General features: G+C 43.1%; 19 protein-coding genes and 1 pseudogene. 9 read left to right on the top strand and 11 right to left on the bottom strand.

Features of this window, described 5'->3' with window-relative positions; translation table 11 throughout:
• Positions 1-42: 42 nt before the first annotated feature.
• The 3 genes from FKN93_RS02640 to FKN93_RS02630 all read right to left on the bottom strand — a co-directional run bounded on the left by FKN93_RS02640 (position 43) and on the right by FKN93_RS02630 (position 2,135).
• Positions 43-771 carry a nucleoside phosphorylase gene (locus tag FKN93_RS02640; protein ID WP_170904407.1) on the bottom strand — a complete coding sequence of 243 codons (729 nt, stop codon included), beginning with the start codon at positions 769-771 and terminating at the stop codon, positions 43-45.
• The gene (gene pnuC / locus FKN93_RS02635) at positions 768-1,514 is read right to left on the bottom strand and encodes a nicotinamide riboside transporter PnuC (RefSeq protein WP_170904406.1); all 747 of its coding nucleotides are present in this window, start codon (positions 1,512-1,514) and stop codon (positions 768-770) included. The genes FKN93_RS02640 and pnuC overlap by 4 nt, the downstream gene beginning before the upstream one ends.
• Before the next feature lie 144 nt (positions 1,515-1,658).
• Entirely contained in the window at positions 1,659-2,135 is a 477-nt protein-coding gene (locus FKN93_RS02630) for a hypothetical protein (protein ID WP_170904405.1), read from the bottom strand.
• Between the two features lie 355 nt (positions 2,136-2,490).
• Here FKN93_RS02630 and FKN93_RS02625 point away from each other — a divergent pair, with 355 nt between their 5' ends.
• From FKN93_RS02625 to FKN93_RS02610, 4 genes are all read left to right on the top strand, one after another.
• Positions 2,491-4,641: a TonB-dependent hemoglobin/transferrin/lactoferrin family receptor gene (locus FKN93_RS02625; protein ID WP_170904404.1), complete on the top strand. Its 2,151-nt coding sequence runs from the start codon at positions 2,491-2,493 to the stop codon at positions 4,639-4,641.
• Between the two features lie 316 nt (positions 4,642-4,957).
• On the top strand, positions 4,958-5,650 hold the full coding sequence (locus FKN93_RS02620) for an energy transducer TonB (protein WP_158137097.1): 693 nt from the start codon (positions 4,958-4,960) through the stop codon (positions 5,648-5,650).
• On the top strand, positions 5,650-6,357 hold the full coding sequence (locus tag FKN93_RS02615; protein WP_170904403.1) for a MotA/TolQ/ExbB proton channel family protein: 708 nt from the start codon (positions 5,650-5,652) through the stop codon (positions 6,355-6,357). The genes FKN93_RS02620 and FKN93_RS02615 overlap by 1 nt, the downstream gene beginning before the upstream one ends.
• Positions 6,354-6,761 (top strand): biopolymer transporter ExbD, encoded by a 408-nt coding sequence (locus FKN93_RS02610; RefSeq protein WP_110167136.1) that lies wholly within the window; start codon positions 6,354-6,356, stop codon positions 6,759-6,761. Before FKN93_RS02615 ends, FKN93_RS02610 begins: the two co-directional genes overlap by 4 nt.
• On the opposite strand, the gene FKN93_RS02605 is transcribed toward FKN93_RS02610, so the two are convergent.
• Entirely contained in the window at positions 6,758-7,654 is an 897-nt protein-coding gene (locus tag FKN93_RS02605) for an AraC family transcriptional regulator (RefSeq protein ID WP_170904402.1), read from the bottom strand. The genes FKN93_RS02610 and FKN93_RS02605 overlap by 4 nt on opposite strands.
• 344 nt (positions 7,655-7,998) lie before the next feature.
• Between FKN93_RS02605 and FKN93_RS02600 the strand changes: the two are divergent.
• Both FKN93_RS02600 and FKN93_RS02595 read left to right on the top strand, forming a co-directional pair.
• A pseudogene (locus FKN93_RS02600) lies at positions 7,999-8,130 on the top strand (IS200/IS605 family transposase); the annotation flags it as partial.
• A 112-nt stretch (positions 8,131-8,242) separates the two neighbouring features.
• Entirely contained in the window at positions 8,243-9,454 is a 1,212-nt protein-coding gene (locus FKN93_RS02595) for a sugar efflux transporter (RefSeq protein WP_170904401.1), read from the top strand.
• A 43-nt stretch (positions 9,455-9,497) separates the two neighbouring features.
• On the opposite strand, the gene FKN93_RS02590 is transcribed toward FKN93_RS02595, so the two are convergent.
• Entirely contained in the window at positions 9,498-10,487 is a 990-nt protein-coding gene (locus FKN93_RS02590; RefSeq protein WP_004396963.1) for a rhodanese-related sulfurtransferase, read from the bottom strand.
• Positions 10,488-10,794: 307 nt separating this feature from the next.
• Here FKN93_RS02590 and FKN93_RS02585 point away from each other — a divergent pair, with 307 nt between their 5' ends.
• Positions 10,795-11,241 (top strand): DoxX family protein, encoded by a 447-nt coding sequence (locus FKN93_RS02585; RefSeq protein ID WP_170904400.1) that lies wholly within the window; start codon positions 10,795-10,797, stop codon positions 11,239-11,241.
• A gap of 89 nt (positions 11,242-11,330) precedes the next feature.
• On the opposite strand, the gene FKN93_RS02580 is transcribed toward FKN93_RS02585, so the two are convergent.
• From FKN93_RS02580 to FKN93_RS02565, 4 genes are all read right to left on the bottom strand, one after another.
• Positions 11,331-12,170 carry a CPBP family intramembrane glutamic endopeptidase gene (locus FKN93_RS02580; RefSeq protein ID WP_170904399.1) on the bottom strand — a complete coding sequence of 280 codons (840 nt, stop codon included), beginning with the start codon at positions 12,168-12,170 and terminating at the stop codon, positions 11,331-11,333.
• A gap of 324 nt (positions 12,171-12,494) precedes the next feature.
• Positions 12,495-13,757: a tyrosine--tRNA ligase gene (gene tyrS / locus FKN93_RS02575; RefSeq protein WP_158137088.1), complete on the bottom strand. Its 1,263-nt coding sequence runs from the start codon at positions 13,755-13,757 to the stop codon at positions 12,495-12,497.
• A gap of 150 nt (positions 13,758-13,907) precedes the next feature.
• A complete protein-coding gene (locus FKN93_RS02570) occupies positions 13,908-14,699 on the bottom strand; it encodes a helix-turn-helix transcriptional regulator (protein WP_161438986.1) in 792 nt (263 codons plus the stop codon).
• A 9-nt stretch (positions 14,700-14,708) separates the two neighbouring features.
• Positions 14,709-15,080 carry a rhodanese-like domain-containing protein gene (locus tag FKN93_RS02565; RefSeq protein ID WP_170904398.1) on the bottom strand — a complete coding sequence of 124 codons (372 nt, stop codon included), beginning with the start codon at positions 15,078-15,080 and terminating at the stop codon, positions 14,709-14,711.
• Positions 15,081-15,457: 377 nt separating this feature from the next.
• On the opposite strand from FKN93_RS02565, the gene FKN93_RS02560 reads away from it, so the two are divergent.
• Positions 15,458-15,970, top strand: a complete 513-nt coding sequence (locus FKN93_RS02560; protein ID WP_170904397.1) for an outer membrane beta-barrel protein — start codon at positions 15,458-15,460, stop codon at positions 15,968-15,970.
• Positions 15,971-16,257: 287 nt separating this feature from the next.
• Here the strand turns inward: FKN93_RS02560 and FKN93_RS02555 are convergent, their stop codons facing one another.
• On the bottom strand, positions 16,258-17,799 hold the full coding sequence (locus tag FKN93_RS02555) for an EAL domain-containing protein (RefSeq protein WP_170904396.1): 1,542 nt from the start codon (positions 17,797-17,799) through the stop codon (positions 16,258-16,260).
• A 349-nt stretch (positions 17,800-18,148) separates the two neighbouring features.
• Between FKN93_RS02555 and FKN93_RS02550 the strand changes: the two genes are divergently transcribed.
• Positions 18,149-20,875: a cation-transporting P-type ATPase gene (locus tag FKN93_RS02550; protein WP_170904395.1), complete on the top strand. Its 2,727-nt coding sequence runs from the start codon at positions 18,149-18,151 to the stop codon at positions 20,873-20,875.
• 66 nt (positions 20,876-20,941) lie between these two features.
• Here the strand turns inward: FKN93_RS02550 and FKN93_RS02545 are convergent, their stop codons facing one another.
• A complete protein-coding gene (locus FKN93_RS02545; protein ID WP_004396972.1) occupies positions 20,942-21,592 on the bottom strand; it encodes an HAD family phosphatase in 651 nt (216 codons plus the stop codon).
• Between the last annotated feature and the right edge of the window lie 204 nt (positions 21,593-21,796).

The following is a 21,796-nucleotide window of genomic DNA, read 5'->3' as shown; positions in this document are numbered from 1 at the left end:
CGGTATCGTAGTCACCGCTGCTTAATGCGCTTGCAGGAAAAATTAAACGCAGTGACTCAAGGCATCTAACGCTGCCGTTGCGGCAAGCTTTTCACCTGCCATCATCGCTTGATCAGCGTTAACGTATTGCGTGACGCCTTGCTGTACATCTTGCTGGTACAAAACGACATTATTGAGCACAGACGCAACTTGTAAGCCACGTAATCGACCTACGGTAAGCAACGCTGATGTTTCCATATCTGCCCCCAAGACTCCTTTCTTATTCCAATAATGGCACAGGTTTTGTTCTTCATCGGTATAAAAACTATCGTGTGAGCGAACCAATCCAAAATGGACCGCTGTGGGCTGCTGTATTAAAAATGCGTGTAAGCGACTCAGAAGCGAAAAGCTGGAAAATGCAGGGTAGGTGCCTGCAATATAGGCTTTTGACCCGCCCTCATCCCGCACCGCGGCTTCCGCGACAATCAGATCACCCAGTTGAATGTTAGCCTGCATTGCACCAGCAGAACCAACGCGCACAATATGGCTGACACCGCACTGCTTTAGCTCTTCAATCGCGATAATCAGTGAAGGCGCTCCAATACCAGTACTGCATACGGTGATCTGTTGCCCATTATAACGACCATTGAATAAGCGGTATTCACGATTTTCAGCAATCAGCTCAGGATTATCGAGTAGCGCCGCGATTCGATTGGCTCGATTCGGTTCCCCACAGACAATCACGCGATTGGCGACTTGGCCATAGGCGACATTGATGTGAGGCTGAATCATACCGTGGCCTCTTGAACTTGGTTTGCTGACGTCACAGTTTGGTTATTACGTTTTGCAGTACGAACCCATTGCCGAGTTCCATTCGCGGCAATAAACATCAAAATAGCGTATTGCACAGACATCGCATAAACACCTTGAGTCGCATAAATACCGACGCTGATGATATTAATCACAATCCATAGCATCCAGTTTTCGACATATTTACGTGTCATTAAAATTTGCGCGACGATGGATAACACTGTCATGGTTGAATCCCAAAATGGGAAAGCGTCCGGCTCTAACACAGGTTGCGCAAGTTCGGCTCCTAATCCATTCATGATCTCGACACTAATGTTCGCGAGAGCCAAAAAGAAAGGATCAATATAAACCGTCAGTAAGCCAATGCTGACGATACTCATGCCCGCCGTGATCAGTAGTTTTTGTTTGCTTAACCAACGAACTTGTAAAATATCACCTTCCGCGTTGGGTTTTGTCCATGCGTACCAACCGTAGACATTCGCGCAAAAAAAGAACAATTGAAGCAGTAATAAACCGTAGAGTTGAATTTGGAAAAAGATCACGGCAAATAGGGTGACGTTGAGCAAACCAAAAAGATAGTTGATGGTTTTTTCTTGGCTGGCAAACCAAATGCACAGTAAGCCAAATACTGTACCAAAAGCTTCGATCCAGCTCATGGCATAGCCAGAGCCAATCGGGATATTAACCAGTGTGTTATTAATATCGAGTAGAGCAAAAAGATCCATAGTCATTACCGTGGTGATTTATTTTGTGCGCTTATATTAAGTGGTTCTTTGCGTTAACAGGGAGGACATATGTCCCCCTGCGATTGAGAGCGATCATACATTTAATCAATAATCTGTTTTTATAAAGGCTGAAAACCGGCTTATTTACTCTTCATATTTAAAGCGCGTGGTTATTTGATAGTCCGAGATAGTTAAATGCGACCGACTGCAAGGGTTACCTTGGTTATCAGAACCGACCGATAACTGTTTGTCTTGGTGATCGAAAACCACTTCAACATACTGACAATCCTCTTGGCCATCACGAAGAAAAGGATTGTTAACGGTTGGTTTGACACTAAAAGAATGGGGATCTGGTGCGTCTAGCGTGAGTGGTGAGTTAACGCTCGGTCGAGCATCAGAGGCCAGATAATCGTAGCTTTCTTGATAATCAAGATAAGGATTATGAGTGGCTGGTAATTTGAAAATGAAACTGTCTTTTGCTGGAGCGTCAAGGTCTAAGGTCTGTGCCGCTTTATCGCTATTGCTTTGGCTAAATATATCCAATTCTTTTTCAGACGCTGTCACGGATAGTGAAATCAATAACAGTGTCCCAGCCAATTTTGAGAGTTGATGCAGTTGCATATGAGTGCCTTGTCCATCTTTTGTTATCAATATCTGGGAGCAGTACCATATACATTTTTTTACAAAAGTAAATAAATTTAGGGATTGCAAAGACAGCGTTTTACTGAGTTGGATTTTTTACTGCGCAGCTTTAATTGTGATATTTATCACGTCTTTTTGATTTTCACTGTATGGGTTAAACGGTAGTTTTTAAATCTAACGTGTTAATAATTATAAGTATATTGAATTTTTTGGTTATTTTTAGCACAATCATAACTTAATTTTAGGTTAATGCAAATGATAGTAATTGTTATTCGTATAAAGTAGTATTGCGCACATTGTAAATCTGTTATTGATCAATAAGGTAATCTCTCAGATGTTGACTAAAACGCTACTTTCTACCTCAATATTGCTTGCTCTTTCCCCTGCGGCGTTTGCCGAAAAAACAACTCAGTTTGATGAAGTGGTCGTCTCTGCGACACGGACGGCACAAAGTAAAAAGGATGTATCAACTTCGATAGAAAGTGTTTCTTCGGCCGATCTTGAAAATATGTTGGCAGATAATTTACAACAAGCTTTTAGCTATACCCCTGGTGTTGAAGCTGAAGCCGAGGGTCGCTTTGGTATCTCAGGATTTACTATTCGTGGCATGTCAGCTAGCCGAGTTAAGATGATGATTGACGGTGTTCAACAGCCTGTTCCATACAATCCAGGGGCAGCAGAACAGCGTAAATATCCGAACACGATTGAGATCGATACTTTACAAGGGATAGAAGTTAATAAAGGCGCTTCATCAACGCTTTATGGTTCTGATGCATTAGGTGGTGTCGTTTTGCTACGTACTAAAAATCCATCTGATATCTTGAGAACTGAAGGGGATGAACAGCGTTTTGGGATTAAATCTGGCTATACCTCGGTTAACGATCAATATAAAACCACATTAACATGGGCAATGCGCCAAGATAAGTTAGAAACGTTGTTGATGGCAACTTACGCTAACGGAAATGAAACTAAAACACATGGCTCAGGTACAGAAGTAGAAGGCCCTGAACGAGGAGCTCAAAATCCCGCTGATTCAGAGCTTGGTAATCTTTTGGCTAAAGCCTTCTATCAAGCTAACGATCATCATCGATTTGGATTAACGGTTGAATATTATAAAAAACAGTACGATGAAGACCGATTAAATTATAACGGATATACCATGGCACCGGGCTTTACCTATTCCGATAACTCAAGTAAAGATACCAACCAGCGTTTGCGTATTGGTCTTGAGCATAAATGGTTGATGGATAAACCGTTTGCTGACTCTATGGATTGGTCACTTAACTTCCAAGATTCAAATTCGTTATCCAAAAACTATGATACTACACAACGCAACGGTCGTCGTTTACGTGAGCGAGAAGCAAGCGATAAATCTATCCAATTTGATGGTCAATTGTCTAAAATTACTGAAATTCACGGTAATCTTCATGAGTTCACTTATGGGGCCAGCTATCTTAACAATGACTTTGATCTAAAAAATACCGATTATAGTTTAGACTCTGGGACTTCACGTCCAGGAAGCACGGGTGTACCAGACGCTACGATTAATCAGTGGGGAATATTCTTACAAGATCAAGCCTACTTTATGCAAGATCGCCTAATTGTAACCGGCGGTTTGCGATACGATAATTTTAAGGCTAAGCCGGACGTCGACTCGGGATTTTCGAAGGCTTATGAAGCAAGCAAAAACAGCGCAATCACCGCTAAACTAGGTTCTGTTTATCACATTAATCCTCATTTATCGGTATTTGGACAAATCAGCCAAGGATTTAAAGCACCTACGGTTTATGATCTTTATTATTTCTATAACCAAGGTGCTGTTATTGAAGCTAACCCAAATCTTAAAGCTGAAAAAAGTCTTTCCTATGAGCTCGGGTTCCGTGGGCAAAATAACGCAGCGAATTTTGAATTCACCACATTTTATAATGAATATACAGATTTTATTACTCAAACAAAAACAGGTGAGCTAGGCGGTAAGGACGTTTTTACAAAGCAGAATTTAGATGAAGTCACTATTTATGGTGCCGAATTGAGTTCTCGAATTGAGCTAGATAAAGCTCTAAATATTCCACAAGGTTTTTATACTCGTCTCGCTATCGCTTATGCGGATGGCGAAGATAAGAAAACCGGTGATAGTCTAGACTCCGTTGCACCATTGATTGGTAATATAGGTTTGGGATTAGAGCGAGAGCAATATGGCGCATTATTGAATGTTAAAATGGTAGCGAGCAAAACTAACTGGCAGCTAGCAACTAATGTTGATGCGTCGGGATATACTCTTGTAGATTTAACGGCATACTATAAACCGATGCAAGATATAACTATTCGCGCAGGTTTGTTTAATGCGTTCGATAAAAAATATTGGTTATATAATGATTTAATTGGACGAGATTCAAGTTCATCGGCTCATGGTAGTGCATTCAATATCGACAGTAAATCACAGCCAGGTCGAAACTGGGGGATTAACGTCGATTATCAATTCTAATTTTTATTAGCGACATAACTAGGTCAGCTGCTGACCTAGTTATGCTCAATATTTTGAATTCAAGTTTAACGCTAAAAGTCGTTCCGATATGATCGTTTCAGAAGAGAATGGACTTATCCGATCACAAAAAACATTCATCTGGCATATCTCAATCTAAACTCTTATTCATTGAAATATAAGGTTTTACTGAAATTTTCATCTCTTCTTCTCAAATAGCCACATTTTGTAAATGATAATGCAATTGATAATTGATATTGTTTAGTTGTTGGGTAATAATCTCCCCATTAAGGCGCTTAGTTTTGATTTGGAGCACGACGTGAATTTCCCCAGATATTGTGTTGCGGCGACACTTTCACTTGCCATTCATGGAACCCTGCTGTTGATGGATGATGAAGCCAAAGTTTTTGCTATGCCAGCTGGGAATCAATCGACCTCGGTATCGCTCAACTTTGTTGCTCAGCCTCAAACTGTACGTCATGAGCAGCCGGTGTCATCGCCAACTGAACCTAAAAAGCAGAGTAAGCCAAATACGCCTAAGCCAGAGCAGGAAAAACCTCGAGAAGCGAAAAAGGTAGTAAAGCAGGATAAGCCTTCTCCTGCGACTCAACCGTTGGCGAAAAAAACAGCATCATCATCGTCGTTAGTCAAGGAAGAACCCACCAATGAGTGGCAAGAGAATAAGGAGCCTGCGCCAGCGCCCAGTCGTAGTGGGGTAACCAATCAACCTACGCTTGTGGAAACGCCCTCATTTCTTTCGCGCCCCACACCGCCTCACTACCCAAGGCTGGCACAAAAGCGTGGTATTGAGGGGGTGGCTTTATATGAAGTGTGGCTGGATGAGCATGGCCGACAAATTAAGCAAATTTTACTCTCTTCATCGGGAGCTCAATTACTCGATCAATCGGCGCTGAGTGCGATTAAACAATGGAAATTTTCACCTTACACGGTGAATGGGCAAACCATGGCTCACCGTGTGCAAATCCCTGTACGTTTTAAATTGGAAGGATAATGGAACTACTGACTCAACTTGAGCAAGAGCTTGGCCTGATGGCTTGGCCATTATTTTTGTGCTCTCTTTTCGCGACGATGATTATCGTTGAACGTCTAATCCAAGTGTTATTTACCCTTGGGGCCAGTCGAGGTTCGATTGGTGCGGCGCTTAATCAAATTTCGCCGATGCACAGCGATCAAATTGAAGCGCTAGCAGAGGAGTTATCGACTAAACGGTCACTACTTTACAAAGGGGTCGCGATGCTGCTAGCTCATCACGATTTTTCTAAAGGGCTACGTGAAGATACGGCGGGGATCTGGCTTCAAGATAAGCGCCATCAGCTTCATTCCGGATTACGATTATTATCCCTGATTGGTGCGATCAGTCCATTACTGGGTTTATTAGGTACGGTACTCGGATTAATTGAAATGTTTAAAGGTGTCGCGCTTTCGTCTGGCAATATTACACCGAATGATCTCGCCGATGGATTAGGGATTGCGATGCGCACGACGGCAGCAGGTTTATTGATTGCCGTCCCTGCGATTACCGCGGCTCAATTACTTGGTGCATGGGCAGATAGAGTCATGGCGAAACTTGAGCATACTTTAAACTATGTCAATTTATGGCTTGAAGGGGTATCGCTACAGCATGACTGCACTACTAAAAATGGACGTTGTAGCCATGCTAATCATGTCGTTGAAAAAACAGCGGTCAATCCATCATGATTAAAACGCCGCCAACGACAGAATCATCACTGATGCCAGATTTAACGCCATTATTGGATATTATCTTTATTGTCATGGTCTTTCTGCTACTGACCGCAGCGGTTAAGTTTACGTCATTAGACGTGTCTTTACCGAGCACCGATTCACCTGTGGTCAGTGAAATCAATACCCAATCCATTACGGTGAATATTTTGGCTCAACAGCCGTATTGGGCAATCGATGGTACCACTTATGTTGCTTGGCAAGATTTTACAGAGGCGTTATTAAAGCGCAGTAAAGCCAGCGCAAAACCGATTGTGATTGCTGCGGATAAAACCGCTCAAGTACAGAATTTGGTCAAATTACTGGCATTTTTACAAGATAATGGCATTGCAGCGACACAGCTTTTGACTGATGACGATTAACGTAGAGTTTGAAACTGATTGCGAAACGTTTTTGGTGTCATTGCTTTAATCGCTTTAAATTGGCGATTAAAATTGGATAGATTACTAAAGCCAGTTTTCTCAGCAACCAGAGCAATGGGAAGCGAAGAACTGGCTAGCAGCTCACAGGCTTTACCGATGCGAAACTGTTTAAGATGTTCAGAAAAGCTCATCGAGTAGTGTTTTTCAAATAAGCGATAGGTTGAGCTTTCACTCATATGCAGTACACGGCATAAATCAGTGATTTTTATTGGGTCAGCGAAATGAGATTCGATATAGCGTTTGGCAAGGTGGACTTTTTTGTGTGCTTCACTGTTGGCACTTAATTGCGATAGTCGGTAGCTAGAGGCTGATAAACGCTGAGCATCTTGATCTTCCGCCATGATCAATAACGACTCTACAATTCGTAGCGCCTGATAAGAACTGGCTAACTTTTCAATATCACTCAACTGGTTAGCAATAGCCTGAGCCGTTGCGTGGCTCAGTTTTAAGCCGTAGGCTGAACCTTCAAGTAAACGTTGAATAGACTGTGTCGGTGGTAAGATAGCTTGAATTTTATCAATCCATTCTGGTTTAAACCATACAATCGTTGAGTGCAGTGCTTGCGCTTGTTTGTGGTGTAGGCGCCCAGTGATCATATGAGGCAAGCCGGGGCCATATAATAATAAGGTGTGATCGTCCACGGTACCGCTAGCATCCCCTGCAAAATAGTTTCCCTGAAAGTTTTGGTTCGGGTTGTGATAGAGCACCAATTCATATTCCGTATGATAATGCCACGGGCAAGAAAACTCTTCCGTATCCGCTTGGCAGTGATAATGACGGATAACCCAGTCATGGTTTAGGCTCTGCAGTACATTTTCAATCAAAGGGCGCATAGCTGTTCTCCATCTATTGGCTCTGATCATAAAGGCTTAGCCTTTTCTGTCAAATGATGTATTTATTTTGACGGTTTAGTATTAAAAGTGGCAGGAATAACATCATTTATCTTATCAGGATTGATTACACTAGCGGCGTGTTCTCCTACAACTTAAAGCGGCAGCGCCAAGCAACTTGGGAACATGGTAATTTTTATTGTCATCCCTAAACCACCGCCTTGGGCGGTGGTGATTGAACCTTGGGGCTATTGCCCGAAGAAGTGCCCATGTTAGAAGTAAACCTCTTATTCACCATAAATAAGAGGAAACAAAAAACATGGGCGATTACAGAAGTTCATCACATGTCCAATTTTTGGGCAAGAGGTTACTTTGTTGATACGGTTGGCGTAAATGAAGAAATCATCAGACGGTGCGTCAGACACCAAGACAAGAAAGATCAAGAATATGAGGCGCAGTTAGAGTTGAAGATGAACTAACAGCGCGAGTATGCCCCCTTTCAGGGGGCTGTAAACCAAAGCCGCCTTCTAAGAAGGCGGATTTTTACTTGTGACTCGTATCGGGTTACCTCCTGCCATTGGATAGCATGACATGTATCAAGATAAAACCGCCTTATTGTTTATCATGACCGCCTTAGTGACGGGATTATGTGGAGCTTTTTTTTACCCATTATCGAGTCTATTTATTGTTGAAGCGCTCGGTGCTTCGCCGATGATGCTGAGTCTATATATGGTGATGGCGGTTGTGAGTTCCGTGGTGGTGTCGCAGTGGTTAGCCAAACAATCGGATCGGCACTGGCAACGCAAAGTAATTTTATTGGTAGCACTTGGCTGCTATTTGATCACTGTAGTTAGCTTTACCCTCATTCGTAGTTATTGGTTAGCGATTGTTGTGGTGACCTTATTTGGTAGTGTAAGTGGTGCGTCGTTTGGTCAACTGTTTGCCCTCGGACGGGAATACGCAGATCGCCATGTGGCAGATAAAACCACCTTTCTTGCCACGATGCGCGCAGGGATTGCGATTGCTTGGGTGTTTGGCCCTCCTTTGGCATTTATGCTCAAAGCCAGTTTTGGTTTTAATGCGGCGTTCAGTGTTTCTGCTGTGATTGTGACGATTGCTATTGTGCTGATTGCTAAATATTTACCGAAAGGTGTTGAAAAAGCGTCAGCCTCAGATCCTGCTGCCGCGTTATCATTACCCAAGCAAGGGGCGGTAAAGCGGCTTATCATTTTATATTGTATGACGATGGTGTTTACCTTTGCAGCGAATAATTTATACATTACCAGCATGCCTTTGTATCTTTCACAAGAGTTGCTCGTTCCCGCTCATTGGTTAGGCTTACTGTTTGGGATGGCAGCGTTATGTGAAATACCAATCATGTTGCTGGCGGGGAAATTAGCGCAGCGTTTTGGTACGACTCAACTTCTGTGCGCGGGTATAATGAGTGGCATGGCATTTTATTTGATTATGCTAACCAATACGACCTTCACCACTTTATTATTAGCGCAAATCCTCAATGGCTTTTTTATCGGTGTCTGTGCGACTTTAGGCATGGTGGTGTTGCAGGATATGATGCCTGATCGTTTGGGGACAGCTTCCACACTGTTTTCCAGTATTCTTAGTATTAGCTCATTAGTGGCGAGTGTAGCGTTGGGTGTCGTGGGTGAGCTGTTCAACTATTTCAGTACGCTGTATGTCTCGCTGATTGGCGCTGTGGCGGCATTAATCTTGCTCAGAGTTTTTATATGGTTAGCCGCAAAGCACGAGCAGCGCGCTAGCGTTACTTCTAACGCGCTGAGCTAGCCTTAATGAAGGTAATCATTAAGGCTAAAGCTTGAATGGCAGATTAACGAGGTTTTTTTTGGTTACGTTGCTGGGCTTTACGGGCTAACTTTTCAGCTCGTTTTTGTTCGATAATCTGCGCGGTATCGCTGCCAATGTGCGCTTCACCTCTTTGTTTGGCTAACTGCACTTGTTTTTCTCTTTCACGAAAGCGTGCCAGTTGTTCTTCGCTATGAGTGCCAAAGCATTGTGGACAACTAACCCCTTGTTCAAACTGTTCACTTTGCTTATCTTGTTCGGTAATCGGTAACCGGCAGGCATTACAGATTTGGTAATCACTTTCTTGTAATCCATGACCAACCGCGACGCGGCCATCGAAGACATAACAATCACCTTGCCATAAGCTCTCTTGCTCTGGCACTTCCTCTAAGTATTTTAAAATGCCACCTTCGAGGTGATAAACCTCTTCAAATCCTTGTTCTTTAAGATAAGCGGTGGATTTTTCACAGCGAATGCCGCCGGTACAAAACATCGCTACTTTTTTATGTTTCTCAGGATCGAGGTTTTGTTTTACATAGTCGGGAAACTCACGGAAAGTTTCGGTATGTGGATTTTGAGCATGCTTAAAGGTGCCAATTTGGATCTCATAATCGTTACGAGTATCGACGACCAGCACTTCAGGATCGGAAATCAGCGCATTCCATTCTTTCGGCTTAACATAAGTGCCAACCACATGACGAGGATTAATACCTTCAACTCCCATCGTCACGATTTCTTTTTTGAGTTTGACCTTGCTGCGCTGAAAGGGCTGCTCTGAAGCCAAAGATTCTTTATAAACGGTTCCTTTGAGGCAAGGCTCTGTATCCAGCCAAGCAATTAAAGCATCAATGCCTTCTCGTGATGAGGCAACCGTGCCGTTAATCCCTTCGCTAGCGAGTAATAATGTACCGCGGATATGATGCTTTTCCATTAGCTCAAGCAGTGGAGCTTGCAGCGTTTGGTAATGGTTAAGCTCGACAAACTTGTACAGAGCACAGACAACATAGTGACTCATTGGGGACCTTTTAAAAACCGTATAAAGAGTTGGCGCGTAGTATAGCGAAGCATGGCTTGTACAAACACGGATAGTTTATAGGGGTATAAGCGGTACTTTCGGATAAAAATCGTGACAATTGAATGGAGGTTGTGTGGACTGAGATGAGCAGCATTGGCTCAATATTCATCTTGTTCAGAAATTTCGTATGTTATTGTCAGTTTATATGGGTTTCCATCACAATTTTTTTCTCTAAACTAAGCACTATCTTAGGAAAGACAATAATTCTTTGTCTAAATTGAATCGTTAAATTTATTGAGGAAAAGACATGAAATCACTCATTACCAAGCTGGTTGAATCAAAATCTGGTTACAGTACACTGGCTTTACGTATCCCGATTGGGATTGTTTTTATGGCACACGGCGCACAAAAGTTATTCGGCTGGTTTGGTGGTTATGGACTAGAGGGAACCGGACAATGGATGGCATCGATCGGTTTAGGCCCGGGTATGTTGATGGCATTTCTGGCCGGCAGTGGTGAGTTTTTTGGTGGTTTAGCCATTTTACTGGGTATTTTGACTCGTCCTGCTGCAGCGGTACTCTCTGTAACTATGTTAGTGGCTATTTTTGCGGTTCATTTTGAGCATGGTTTATTCATGTCGAATGGTGGTTACGAATTTGCATTAGCTTTATTGGCGGCCAGCGTGTCGTTAATGATGTCTGGTGCGGGGAAATTGAGTATCGATCAGTTTATTTCTCAACGTCTGCGTGGCTAAGTCAGTGTATCAGCCTCAAGGCTGGTAATGAGTATCGAGATTGATAAAATGCCGACTTTGTACAAGTGCGGCATTTTTTGTTGTTTAGTTTATATCGAGGTTTTAAGTGCGACTGGGTAAGTGAAGAAAATAAGATGGATAAAATTAAATAAGAAGTGCAATAGCACGGCAACCCACAAACGACCACTGCAATAATAGATCGCACCATAAAGAGCACCAGCTAAGGTGGCAAATAGTACTAAAGTGACGCCTCCAGCTAGGTGGGCTAAGCCAAATAGACTACTCGCAATAATAATACCTAAACAAAACCCCCACTTATCCGTTATTTTTTGTTGCAAATAGCCGCGGAAGAACGCTTCTTCTGTAACGCAGGTCAACAACGCATTATTAAGAGCAAATAACCACCACCATGTAGGGAGCGTTAACTCTGGTTTAATCGCACCGAATCCCCAAGCAAGCAATAACAAACTAAATAATGGTAGTGAAAGTAAAACCACTTGCCGCCAAGGAATGCGCTGCTGATGACCTAATAGGGTAGGATAAGCCAGCAGAAGGGCAAAGAAGATCATCGGTTTATCGAGATTAAGATAGAGATTGAAAGGGACACTATTCGGTCCCGCCAGTACCCCATCTAAGACTTTAGGGTTTTCAAATCCTGGGATAATGTGTAACAACAATAAGCCGCACCAAACGAGCAAAGTACATTGTGCGACGGTTTGCCAACGCTTGGCGAGCGATGGCGTGTAATACGCGAGTATCAGCCCTAGTGAAACATACAAAAACGCGAGACTAGAGAGGCGTCCTATGAACCATGCTCCAAGCAGTGAGAGAGCGAGTAACGAGAAGGTGAGTAAAATACGTTTTTGAAAGCCCACGATTACGGCCAGCAACAAGGGTATCCAAATCCATAAAGAGGGATGAATTAGCATAAAAATATTCTTAACGTGTGGTTTATTATTGAATGTTTATAGGGTCTGTTGACCCTTTGCGATTAAAACGTTTTTAGCTGAACCCTTCGGGCTGCGTTTATGGTTCCTTTCTACGGCGTTATCGGCTTCTCAGGTAGAATAACTACATTTCTCTGCCTTGTATAAAGAAGCCACAAATTGCTGAAAAATCAGCTCAAAAGGTCAGCGGACCCGAAGTATAGAGAATGATTAGCTGTCATCATATTCTACCAGTGAGCTGAGGTTTATTCGCTAGGTTGAGGTTGTAAGGCACCATAATTATGGTGCCTATTTACACTGTAAAACTTAATTGAGTTTGACCAAAGCAAACTGTTTCTTACCACGTTGTATCACGTAATAGCGATCAAACAGGGCAAATTGACTACTGAGCTGTTCTTGATCCATACGCTCACCATTAATGCGAATCGCACCATTGGCTAACCACTCGCGGGCTTGACGTTTTGAGCTAGCTAATTGAGTAACCAACATCAACTCAATTAGGCTATCCGCGTTATCTGTCTGATAACAAGGCAGCCCATCCAGTTCCAACTGCTGCAACTCAGCTAAACTCAGTTGGTTCATCTCACCACGAAATAGCGCTTGAGTGATGCGCTGCGCGCTTAATAAGCCTTCTTCACCGTGTACAAAGCGAGTTAACTGTTCAGCTAACACTTGTTGGGCTTGTGGCTTACCCGTACTGGCTTTGTCTTGTTGCTCAATGAGTTCAATATCGGACAGTGACAAAAAGGTGTAGTAGCGTAGGAAGCGATACACATCAGCGTCATCGGTATTGAGCCAAAATTGATAAAAGGCATAAGGTGAGGTTTTGTTACTATCGAGCCAGATAGCCCCACTCTCTGTTTTACCGAATTTAGTGCCATCTGATTTAGTGATCAAAGGTAGGGTTAAACCATGAACCACTTGATTATTAAGCCGGCGGGTAAGGTCGATTCCGCTGACAATATTACCCCATTGATCATTACCGCCAATTTGTAATCTGCATTGATATTGTTGATTCAAATGGGCGAAATCAAATGACTGTAGCAGGGAATAGCTAAATTCAGTAAACGAGATCCCCTGATCTGGACGGCTTAACCGTTGCTTGACCGATTCACGGTTGATCATCGTATTGACGGAGAAGTGCTTACCAATATCACGGAAAAAATCAATCACATTGATTTTTGTAATCCAATCGGCGTTGTTGACACAAAGAAGTGGCTGAGTCAGGTGTGGGGTCATTACCTGATCAATTTGCTGAGCCAAATCATTGACCCATTGCTGCACGGTGGTTGATGGGTTCAATGTTCGCTCCGCGGCTTTAAAGCTGGGGTCGCCAATCATCCCCGTTGCGCCACCAATCAGAGCAATGGCGGTATGCCCAGCATCTTGAAAGCGCTTCAACATTAATAAAGGAACTAAGTGACCAATATGTAAGCTGCCAGCAGTGGGATCGAAGCCGCAGTAAAGTGTTTGTGGACGGTTCAAGAGCTCGCTGAGCTCGTCGATAGGAGTGCTTTGTGCCATTAAGCCTCGTTGGGCTAATTCATGTAGAAAATGTGCTGAGTTCATACGGCCTTTCATCTTTTATAGACTGGATTTGGCCAGAATACGGATAAAATCCATCAGAGACGATGTCCCTAAAGGGATAGATAGGGCAATTTTATCGATGAGAGGAAATAATCGCTGACGTAAAGCTGATAGGGCGCGTTAACTCTGCTCTCAATAGCCTTTGGTGATCAAATGGTTTAAAAATAATTGGAATAATTCACTTAATGATGAGATTTGCAATTGCTGGTAAATACGTTTGCGATGATTTTTCACCGTCCCGTGACTAATGCTAAGCTGTGCGGCGATTTCTTGTGAATCGAGTCCTTGAACCAATAACGTGGTGATTTGCTGCTCACGAGGAGTCAGGCAATCGGTGGCAAAATCAGCGATCGCTGCTGCTACCCAGTGACGTAAATCATGCTCTGATTGACTGTTTTCTGCCAGAAATAATGCTTGTGTCCCCCAATGTTGGCGGCATAACGCCTGCAAAACCGTAAAACTCTGCTTTAAGCCATTAATTTGTTGCTGTGAAATAGGTTGATCGGTTTGTAGCATGCCTAAGTAGATAACGATCCAGCGATTATCCTCCAGATCGACGGCAATACAAACTTCATCTTGCCAACCGGTTTTTTGATAAAAATCGACATGATAATTTTCCTGCAATGGATTGACGGGCTTAAACTCGCTACGTTGTAAAACACCAGTTTGTTGTTGCTCAACGATCGCGACGTAAAAGGGATCATATCGATACGAATGGGTTAAATAGTGCTGAAATAGCAATTGACGTTGTGAGGGCAGTGAATCATAGAGATAAATCGGATGCTTATCTTGGCGATAGCCTAGGATCACAGCGCAGTCAAAAGTGACAAAGCGCTTAAGCAGTTGGATAAACTGGGCGGTAAACTGGGGGGTTTTTAATGCCGCGATGACCTCGCCAAGCGTTTGATATTCTTGAGTCTTCATACTATAGAATCAATCTCGATTTGGCAGGGATTGGCGCATCTCATCCAGTCCACCAGCATCATAGATATGAGTAAAACCTTGTCTAATTAAGCGTTGTTTGGCGAGATTAGAGCGGTTACCGGTGCGACAATAAAGCACGATAGGTTGGTCTTTGGCAAATTGGGTTAAGCCAGAGTTCATAATTTCACTTAGTGGAATGTGCTGAGCGGAGTCAAGATGCCCTTGCATAAATTCTTGTTCAGTTCGAACATCAATCAACACTGCGCCTTCAGCGATCATGGACCAAGCCATTTCAGCGCGTGGTGAAGCGCCAGCGGTTCCAGATAAGAGAACGCCAATCAATAGCGCTATTCTAGTCAAGCGTAAAACGTAACGTCGCATTGTGCTCTCCAATCAAAATGATAAATTAAGTGTTCAACCGCTCTGTTTGCCTATGCTCATGGGGATTCACTCACTTGCCGCCTACCTGCAACGTCAAGTCGTTTGGGTATACTTATATACGATAGATGGGTTCGTTATTTCAATCATTTCGCAACAGTATGCCTATTTTGCTATTTTTATTCCATAGGGTGTGATTACCTGTTGCGCCAAGTGGTTTGGTGATGACGATTCAGTCGTATGATGTGGCTGGATTGTGCTATGTACATAGTGATTTTGTGGCTTAGCTCTCCCCCGTGATAAAAAGGACTAAGTTTTTTTGTCGATTAGCCGTTAAACTAGAAACACTTTTCGCTTTAGAGACAGATAAGGACATACTCATGAAAAAGTACTTTCCAACCTTAAGCTTAGCGGCTTTATTGTTGGCTGCTGCTGCCCCCGTTTATGCTCAATCTACCCCTTTTAATATGACGGCTAGCGCTGGTCCTACACAAGTGTCTTATGGCGGGCAAAGTGCAACGGGTTATCAATGGCAAGTTCGAGGCTCCTACCGTTTGACGCCATTTAGTTCGGTTAACTTAGGCTATGGCGAAACGAACGCCGATTTAAAAGATAAAGAAGGTGATAAACACGCTTATAAAGCTTATACCGTCCCGCTAACTATGACGCTGCGTCACCCTATCCAGATAGGTGATGTTTATTTACGAGCGGGTGGTCAATACTACAATCGGACTTATAAAGACGTTGAAAGTGATGGGTTTGGTTTGACTGGAGCCGTAGGAATCAATCTGAATAATATGGACGGTTCGAATTTTTCTCTAGAAATTGGTTATAGCACCCAAGGAAGTGCAGATTCAACCTCAATTACTATCGGGGCTGGGATTGGCTTTTAAGCGTATTGATTGAGCTTGTGATTCACATACTTGCTTCCCATAGCATCATGTCTACCGAGTCGCTAACCTCGACGTCATACTCGCTATACCCAACTACTTGGAGTTGCAGGTAGGCGGCAAGTGAGTAAATCCCCATGAGCATAGAAAAACGATGTGATTGGGGGAAACGAACGTAGCCAACACCGCTGCTGTTTCAAGTAGGAAGGGTATAAACAGCGAGGACTGTCGAGTTTATCTTTTACCAATAAGCCGATTTAGTGATGATAAGTCATCACGGCGAGATATTATCAGTTCACTGTGACTGATTCTTCAGCATCAAGTTTTTTGATTATCGCATCAATCGGCATCGCTCTTGCGTAGACATACCCTTGAATTAAAAACACACCTTGTCGAGCAAGATAATCGACTTGGTTGATGGTCTCTGCGCCTTCTGCGATTAACTCAATATTGACTGCTTTTGCTGAAGCAATAATCGAGTCTAGTACGCTCTTTTTCACATCATCGGTTTCTATCGTATCAACAAACATTTTGTCTATTTTTATGCTACGAATATGCAAATGTTGTAAATAAGAAAAACCCCCATAACCTGTACCGAAGTCATCAATTTTGAACTGATACCCTTTTTCCATCAGTAGAGCGATCTCCTTGCTTGCTGCAGTTAAATCGTTGATAGGAATGCGTTCGGTCAATTCAAACTTTATACGCTCAGATTGAGGCCAATGTAGGGAACTGAAAAGAGTTGAAAGATGGCACTTTTCAACATGCTCAGCGACCAAATTAATACTGACCCAATGTGATATTGGTAAATGGTCTAAATCACGTAAGACGATCTTAATGATTTGATTGGTGATTTTAATGATTAATCCTGTACTTTCAGCGGCATAAATAAATAAATCTGGGGCGATTAATTCGTGACCTTTTTGCCAACGCAGAAGTACTTCGTAACCGACAATTTTTTCAGTCCGGCTATCGATGATGGGTTGATAATAGGGAAGAAATTCATTGTCACGAATCCCTTTTTCAATTAAGCCTTCGATTGAATTGCGGTAATTTCGCATAATCCAATAACCGCCCATCAGTAAACCACCGAATAAAAGGCTCAATGGCGTGCCCCAGATCAATAGGTTATGTTGTATATACTGTTTTAGGGCCTGCCCCGCCCAGAGAGCTTGTGTATTGGCGGCTGTAATGCCTTGCACTGACATGTTCAATGAATAAGCATTAGTTTCGTTGAGAATGGCTTCATTGCCTCTTTGAACTAATAATACGAGATGCTCTTGATTGACAAATCGCGCTTCATAATAAAAGCAGCCGGAACAAGGTTGATTGAGCTTGCTTTGTGTCCAACTGCTATCTAAAACCCAAATTGCTGTATTACCTTCTTGAGAAAATTGGATCATTAGTTCACTTTCTGTACCGGCAATGTCTGGTGTTGCCGCGAGAGAAAATACCGCTGCTCCTTTATTATGATTTAGATCACTCAGTGCAGTCCATTCTAATGGATACCCAAGAGTTGAGCACTGTTTCCCTTCATTGGTTGCGATGCCCATAAAACGGATATAACGACTGTAATAGTGGGGATCGCGAATCACTTGCCAGTCATGATCGCCACAGTCAAATTGCAGTTGTTTGATCTGCTGCTGAATCATGGTTTGTAACTCGTTACTACGCAGGGTCAAATAACGTTCGATTTGGGATTTTTTTTGCGTCAATAATAAGTTTGTAGCGTAAGAACTAATCAGTGGAAAAGTGGCAAAATAAATCAAAAGTGGCAGAAGCAACAAAGAGAAAGTGCGTTGTCTTGTGCGATTGACTGGCAAGATTTTCATCCCTAAAACGGTCGTGTGTTTACATTACTTTAGCACTCTTTGTGTTACCCTCAGGTGTTATCTGAACAGATATTGCGAAAATGCTGTCTCACTAATGAGAATATTGTCTATTTAATGAGAGTGAGTTCTTATTATGGTCAAATCAGCATCAGGTGCTTATTGATGTTTATTCACGGAAAAATTTTGAACACTAAGACAATTTTTTGTTGCTATTCTCATAACTTGCTCCACAAACGCTATCTTTATAGGAGCCTGCTTTGGCAGAGTTTGATGCTGTTTCGCATGCACTATAGGTTAAAAATACCAAGCCGTTTGTCTTTATTTAGGGTCATCATTAAAGGAGATGATTATGGAAAAACACTCACCGAACACCGCGACAACGAAAGTCCGCCGCCAAGCCTGGCATAGCCAATCTGAGCAAGATATAGTCCAACAGCTCAATACCAATACAGACAATGGCTTATCATCCCAAGAAATTCAAATTAGACTAGAGCGTGATGGACGAAATGTCATTACTGGTCAGGCCATGATGCCAGCATGGAAACGCTTACTATTACAATTTCATAATCCTTTGATTTACATATTGTTAGTCGCAACGTTAGTCACGACCATCTTGGGTGAATACGTTGATGCTGGGGTCATCTTATTGGTGGTTTTAATCAATGCGTTGATAGGTTTTATGCAAGAAAGTAAAGCCGAGCAAGCGATTAACTCACTCAAGAAGATGCTGTCTTCCAATACAACAGTGATCCGCGATGGTAAAAAACAGTCGGTGGTTACCACGGATCTTGTGTGTGGCGATATTGTCGTTTTAGCATCGGGTGATAAAGTGCCTGCCGATATTCGTCTTTATCAATGCCGAGATTTACAAATTGATGAATCGACCTTAACGGGGGAATCGGTGCCCGTTGAAAAGCAGTTGGGCGAGCTTGAACCAGATACCGTATTAGGCGATCGGCAAAATATGGCTTTTGCAGGCACGTTAGTCACTTATGGTACCGCTCAAGGCATTATTGTCGCCACTGGCGATAACACTCAAACTGGCCAAATCGCGAGCATGATTGCCGGAGCCACCCAGTTAGAAACGCCACTCACTCGGAAAATCCATGTATTTAGCCAATTATTGCTATGGGTCATTTTAGTTTTAGCAGGGGTAACCTTTTTTATCGGGCTTGGTTATGGTTTACCTGCTGCGGATACTTTTATGGCAGCCGTTGCTTTGGCGGTGGCCGCGATTCCGGAAGGTCTTCCTGCGGTGGTTACCATTACGCTAGCGATAGGTGTACGTCGCATGGCAAAACGTAATGCGATTATTCGTAAGCTATCAGCGGTAGAAACGCTTGGGTCGACCAACGTCATTTGCTCAGACAAGACGGGGACTTTGACCGAAAACCAGATGACGGTGCAAAAGCTTTATGCGGGAGGCTCTGCTCTTGAAGTAACAGGCAGTGGTTATGCTCCGCATGGTGAAGTTTCTGATATTTGGAAAGAGAATACGGCTTTTCAACATTTATTACGTGCGGGATTATTAAATAATGATTCGCGGCTGTTGGAAAAAGAAGACCGTTGGTTGGTAGAAGGTGATCCAACGGAGGGGGCACTGATCGCTTGCGGATTAAAAGCGGGATTAGATAATGCGTCTTGCCAGCAAACTTACCGTCGTCTCGATACCATTCCTTTTGAGTCTGACCGTCAATACATGGCAACTTTGCATCGTTTTGATGATCAACACAATTTGATTTACCTCAAAGGTTCGGTAGAACAAATCAGTCGCCGTTGTCGTCAGCAATTGATGTCTGATGGTAGTGTCGTAACACTCGATCACGATAAGCTGGATGAGCAAGTTACTCAATGGGCGAGTCAAGGGTTGAGGGTATTAGCGTTTGCGTTGCAGTGGGTTGATCATCATGAACAAACGTTGCAGCGTTTTAATCAACATGAAGGCGAAGCGAATCTTATTTTTTTAGGCTTGCAAGCGATGATTGACCCCCCTCGTGCCGAAGCAATTGAAGCGATTAAGACCTGTCAAAAAGCGGGTGTTCAAGTCAAGATGATCACCGGCGATCATGCGCTAACAGCGAAAGCGATTGCCTCTCAAATCGGTATCGCCAGTGATACTCACTCTGATTTTGGGGCGGTATTAACGGGTCAACAGTTGAGTGCATTAGATGACGAGCAGTTGATGCGAGCTTGTCGTGAAGTTTCGGTATTCGCTCGAGTGGCACCCGAGCAAAAGTTACAATTGGTTAATGCTTTACAATCTCACCAATTGGTTGTCGCGATGACAGGTGATGGCGTCAATGATGCGCCTGCTTTAAAGCAAGCGGATATTGGTATTGCCATGGGGATCAGCGGTACTGAAGTCGCGAAGGAAGCTTCGGACATGGTACTGACCGATGATAACTTTTCATCGATTGAAGCGGCAGTAGAAGAGGGGCGCAATGTTTTTGATAATTTAATCAAATTTATCACGTGGATTCTGCCAACGAACCTAGGCCAAGGATTAGTGATTATGGTGGCGATTGTCTTTGGATTAACATTGCCAATTTTACCTGTACAGGCACTGTGGCTTAATATGACCACTGCCGTTTTTCTTGGCTTAATGCTGGCTTTTGAACCCAAAGAAGAAGGCATTATGCAACGGCAGCCTCGCGAGTTAAAACAGCCGATTCTCAGCCGAGAAATTGTCGGTCGGATTATTTCGGTCAGTAGCTTATTACTATTGGGGGCGTTTGGGTTATTCCAGTGGTCAGTTGCACAAGGTGCGAGTTTAGAAGAATCGCGCAGTATTGCTGTTACTCTGTTTGTGGTGGTGCAAAGCTTCTTTTTATTAAACTGCCGTCGTTTGAATGGTTCGATTTTTACTATGTCATGGCAGACCAACCCATGGATTGTCGTTGGGATTGCCTCAATGATTTGCGCACAATTGGCATTTTTATATTTGCCGTTCATGAACGTGCTATTTCAAAGTGCGCCAATTTCGGCTAGCTATTGGGTGGTGATGGTCGCTTACGGAATTGCAGTCATGATATTGATTGAGCTTGAAAAAATGCTTTGGCGACGCATGAAACGCTAAAGGTGACGTTAACTAGCCCCCAGAGTGTCGATACACTGAGGGCTTAACGTCTGGCGTCTGCTTGTTTTATGCTTGTAACTCATTGAGGACGTGTTGTAATGATGGCCGAATATGGTGGCCAAGTGCGCGGATACTGTCATTAGGTTCGACGAGATCTGGGATTTGAAACGTATGCATCTTGGCAGCCATGGCCGAGCGAACACCATTATTGGAATCTTCAAATGCCAAACATTGTTGAGGATCTACCGATAGTCGTTGGGCTGCCAAAAGGTAGATTTCAGGATCAGGTTTACCATTGACAACTTCACAACCCGTAGTGAGGGAATCAAAATAGTGATCAAGTTTGGCTAAGCGTAATTTAATGGTAGCGACTTCTTTTTGCGTTGACGTGGCGACAGCAGTAGGAATATTGTGTTGCTTCAGCCATTCCAGTAACTCAATGACCCCTTCTTTGACGGGAATTGGGTGATGTTTAACGACCGCGTCGTAGCCTTTGCGCCATTCTTTGTGCAACCGTGGATAATCAAGATCGGGACCATAGCCTGCTTTTAAACCTTGCTCAATTCCAGCGGCGTTGCAGCCAATCACAGAGAGGTAGACTTCGCGCAGAAAAGGAACACCTACCGTCTGGCATGCTTGTTCAAATACTCTTAAACACACGCGTTCGGTATCAAGCAGTAGGCCATCCATATCAAAAATAGCAGCATTATAATTCATAAAAAACCTTTGGGCAGAGTGAAAGAATGATCATTATCTTTATGTGATAGTAAACGTTGATATCGTCTTATTAATTGAAGTGACGTTATGAACAAATCCAAGTCTATCTCTGTGATTTTTGGTTATATAAATCATCTAATTAGCCGAGATAGTTTATAACACTTGAGTTATGATAGATAACGATCCATTTTTCAGTATCATCGT

The organism is Vibrio sp. A8-1 (assembly GCF_013048685.1).
Classification (GTDB): domain Bacteria; phylum Pseudomonadota; class Gammaproteobacteria; order Enterobacterales; family Vibrionaceae; genus Vibrio; species Vibrio metschnikovii.
This window is presented reverse-complemented; position numbering and strand designations above follow the sequence as displayed.

Excerpts from the sequence above, each read along its gene's own strand:
- FKN93_RS02640 (WP_170904407.1), bottom strand. The coding sequence starts at position 771 with ATGATTCAGCCTCACATCAATGTCGCCTATGGCCAAGTCGCCAATCGC.
- pnuC (WP_170904406.1), bottom strand. The coding sequence starts at position 1,514 with ATGGATCTTTTTGCTCTACTCGATATTAATAACACACTGGTTAATATC.
- FKN93_RS02630 (WP_170904405.1), bottom strand. The coding sequence starts at position 2,135 with ATGCAACTGCATCAACTCTCAAAATTGGCTGGGACACTGTTATTGATT.
- FKN93_RS02625 (WP_170904404.1), top strand. The coding sequence starts at position 2,491 with ATGTTGACTAAAACGCTACTTTCTACCTCAATATTGCTTGCTCTTTCC.
- FKN93_RS02615 (WP_170904403.1), top strand. The coding sequence starts at position 5,650 with ATGGAACTACTGACTCAACTTGAGCAAGAGCTTGGCCTGATGGCTTGG.
- FKN93_RS02610 (WP_110167136.1), top strand. The coding sequence starts at position 6,354 with ATGATTAAAACGCCGCCAACGACAGAATCATCACTGATGCCAGATTTA.
- FKN93_RS02605 (WP_170904402.1), bottom strand. The coding sequence starts at position 7,654 with ATGCGCCCTTTGATTGAAAATGTACTGCAGAGCCTAAACCATGACTGG.
- FKN93_RS02595 (WP_170904401.1), top strand. The coding sequence starts at position 8,243 with ATGTATCAAGATAAAACCGCCTTATTGTTTATCATGACCGCCTTAGTG.
- FKN93_RS02590 (WP_004396963.1), bottom strand. The coding sequence starts at position 10,487 with ATGAGTCACTATGTTGTCTGTGCTCTGTACAAGTTTGTCGAGCTTAAC.
- FKN93_RS02585 (WP_170904400.1), top strand. The coding sequence starts at position 10,795 with ATGAAATCACTCATTACCAAGCTGGTTGAATCAAAATCTGGTTACAGT.
- FKN93_RS02580 (WP_170904399.1), bottom strand. The coding sequence starts at position 12,170 with ATGCTAATTCATCCCTCTTTATGGATTTGGATACCCTTGTTGCTGGCC.
- tyrS (WP_158137088.1), bottom strand. The coding sequence starts at position 13,757 with ATGAACTCAGCACATTTTCTACATGAATTAGCCCAACGAGGCTTAATG.
- FKN93_RS02570 (WP_161438986.1), bottom strand. The coding sequence starts at position 14,699 with ATGAAGACTCAAGAATATCAAACGCTTGGCGAGGTCATCGCGGCATTA.
- FKN93_RS02565 (WP_170904398.1), bottom strand. The coding sequence starts at position 15,080 with ATGCGACGTTACGTTTTACGCTTGACTAGAATAGCGCTATTGATTGGC.
- FKN93_RS02560 (WP_170904397.1), top strand. The coding sequence starts at position 15,458 with ATGAAAAAGTACTTTCCAACCTTAAGCTTAGCGGCTTTATTGTTGGCT.
- FKN93_RS02555 (WP_170904396.1), bottom strand. The coding sequence starts at position 17,799 with ATGAAAATCTTGCCAGTCAATCGCACAAGACAACGCACTTTCTCTTTG.
- FKN93_RS02550 (WP_170904395.1), top strand. The coding sequence starts at position 18,149 with ATGGAAAAACACTCACCGAACACCGCGACAACGAAAGTCCGCCGCCAA.
- FKN93_RS02545 (WP_004396972.1), bottom strand. The coding sequence starts at position 21,592 with ATGAATTATAATGCTGCTATTTTTGATATGGATGGCCTACTGCTTGAT.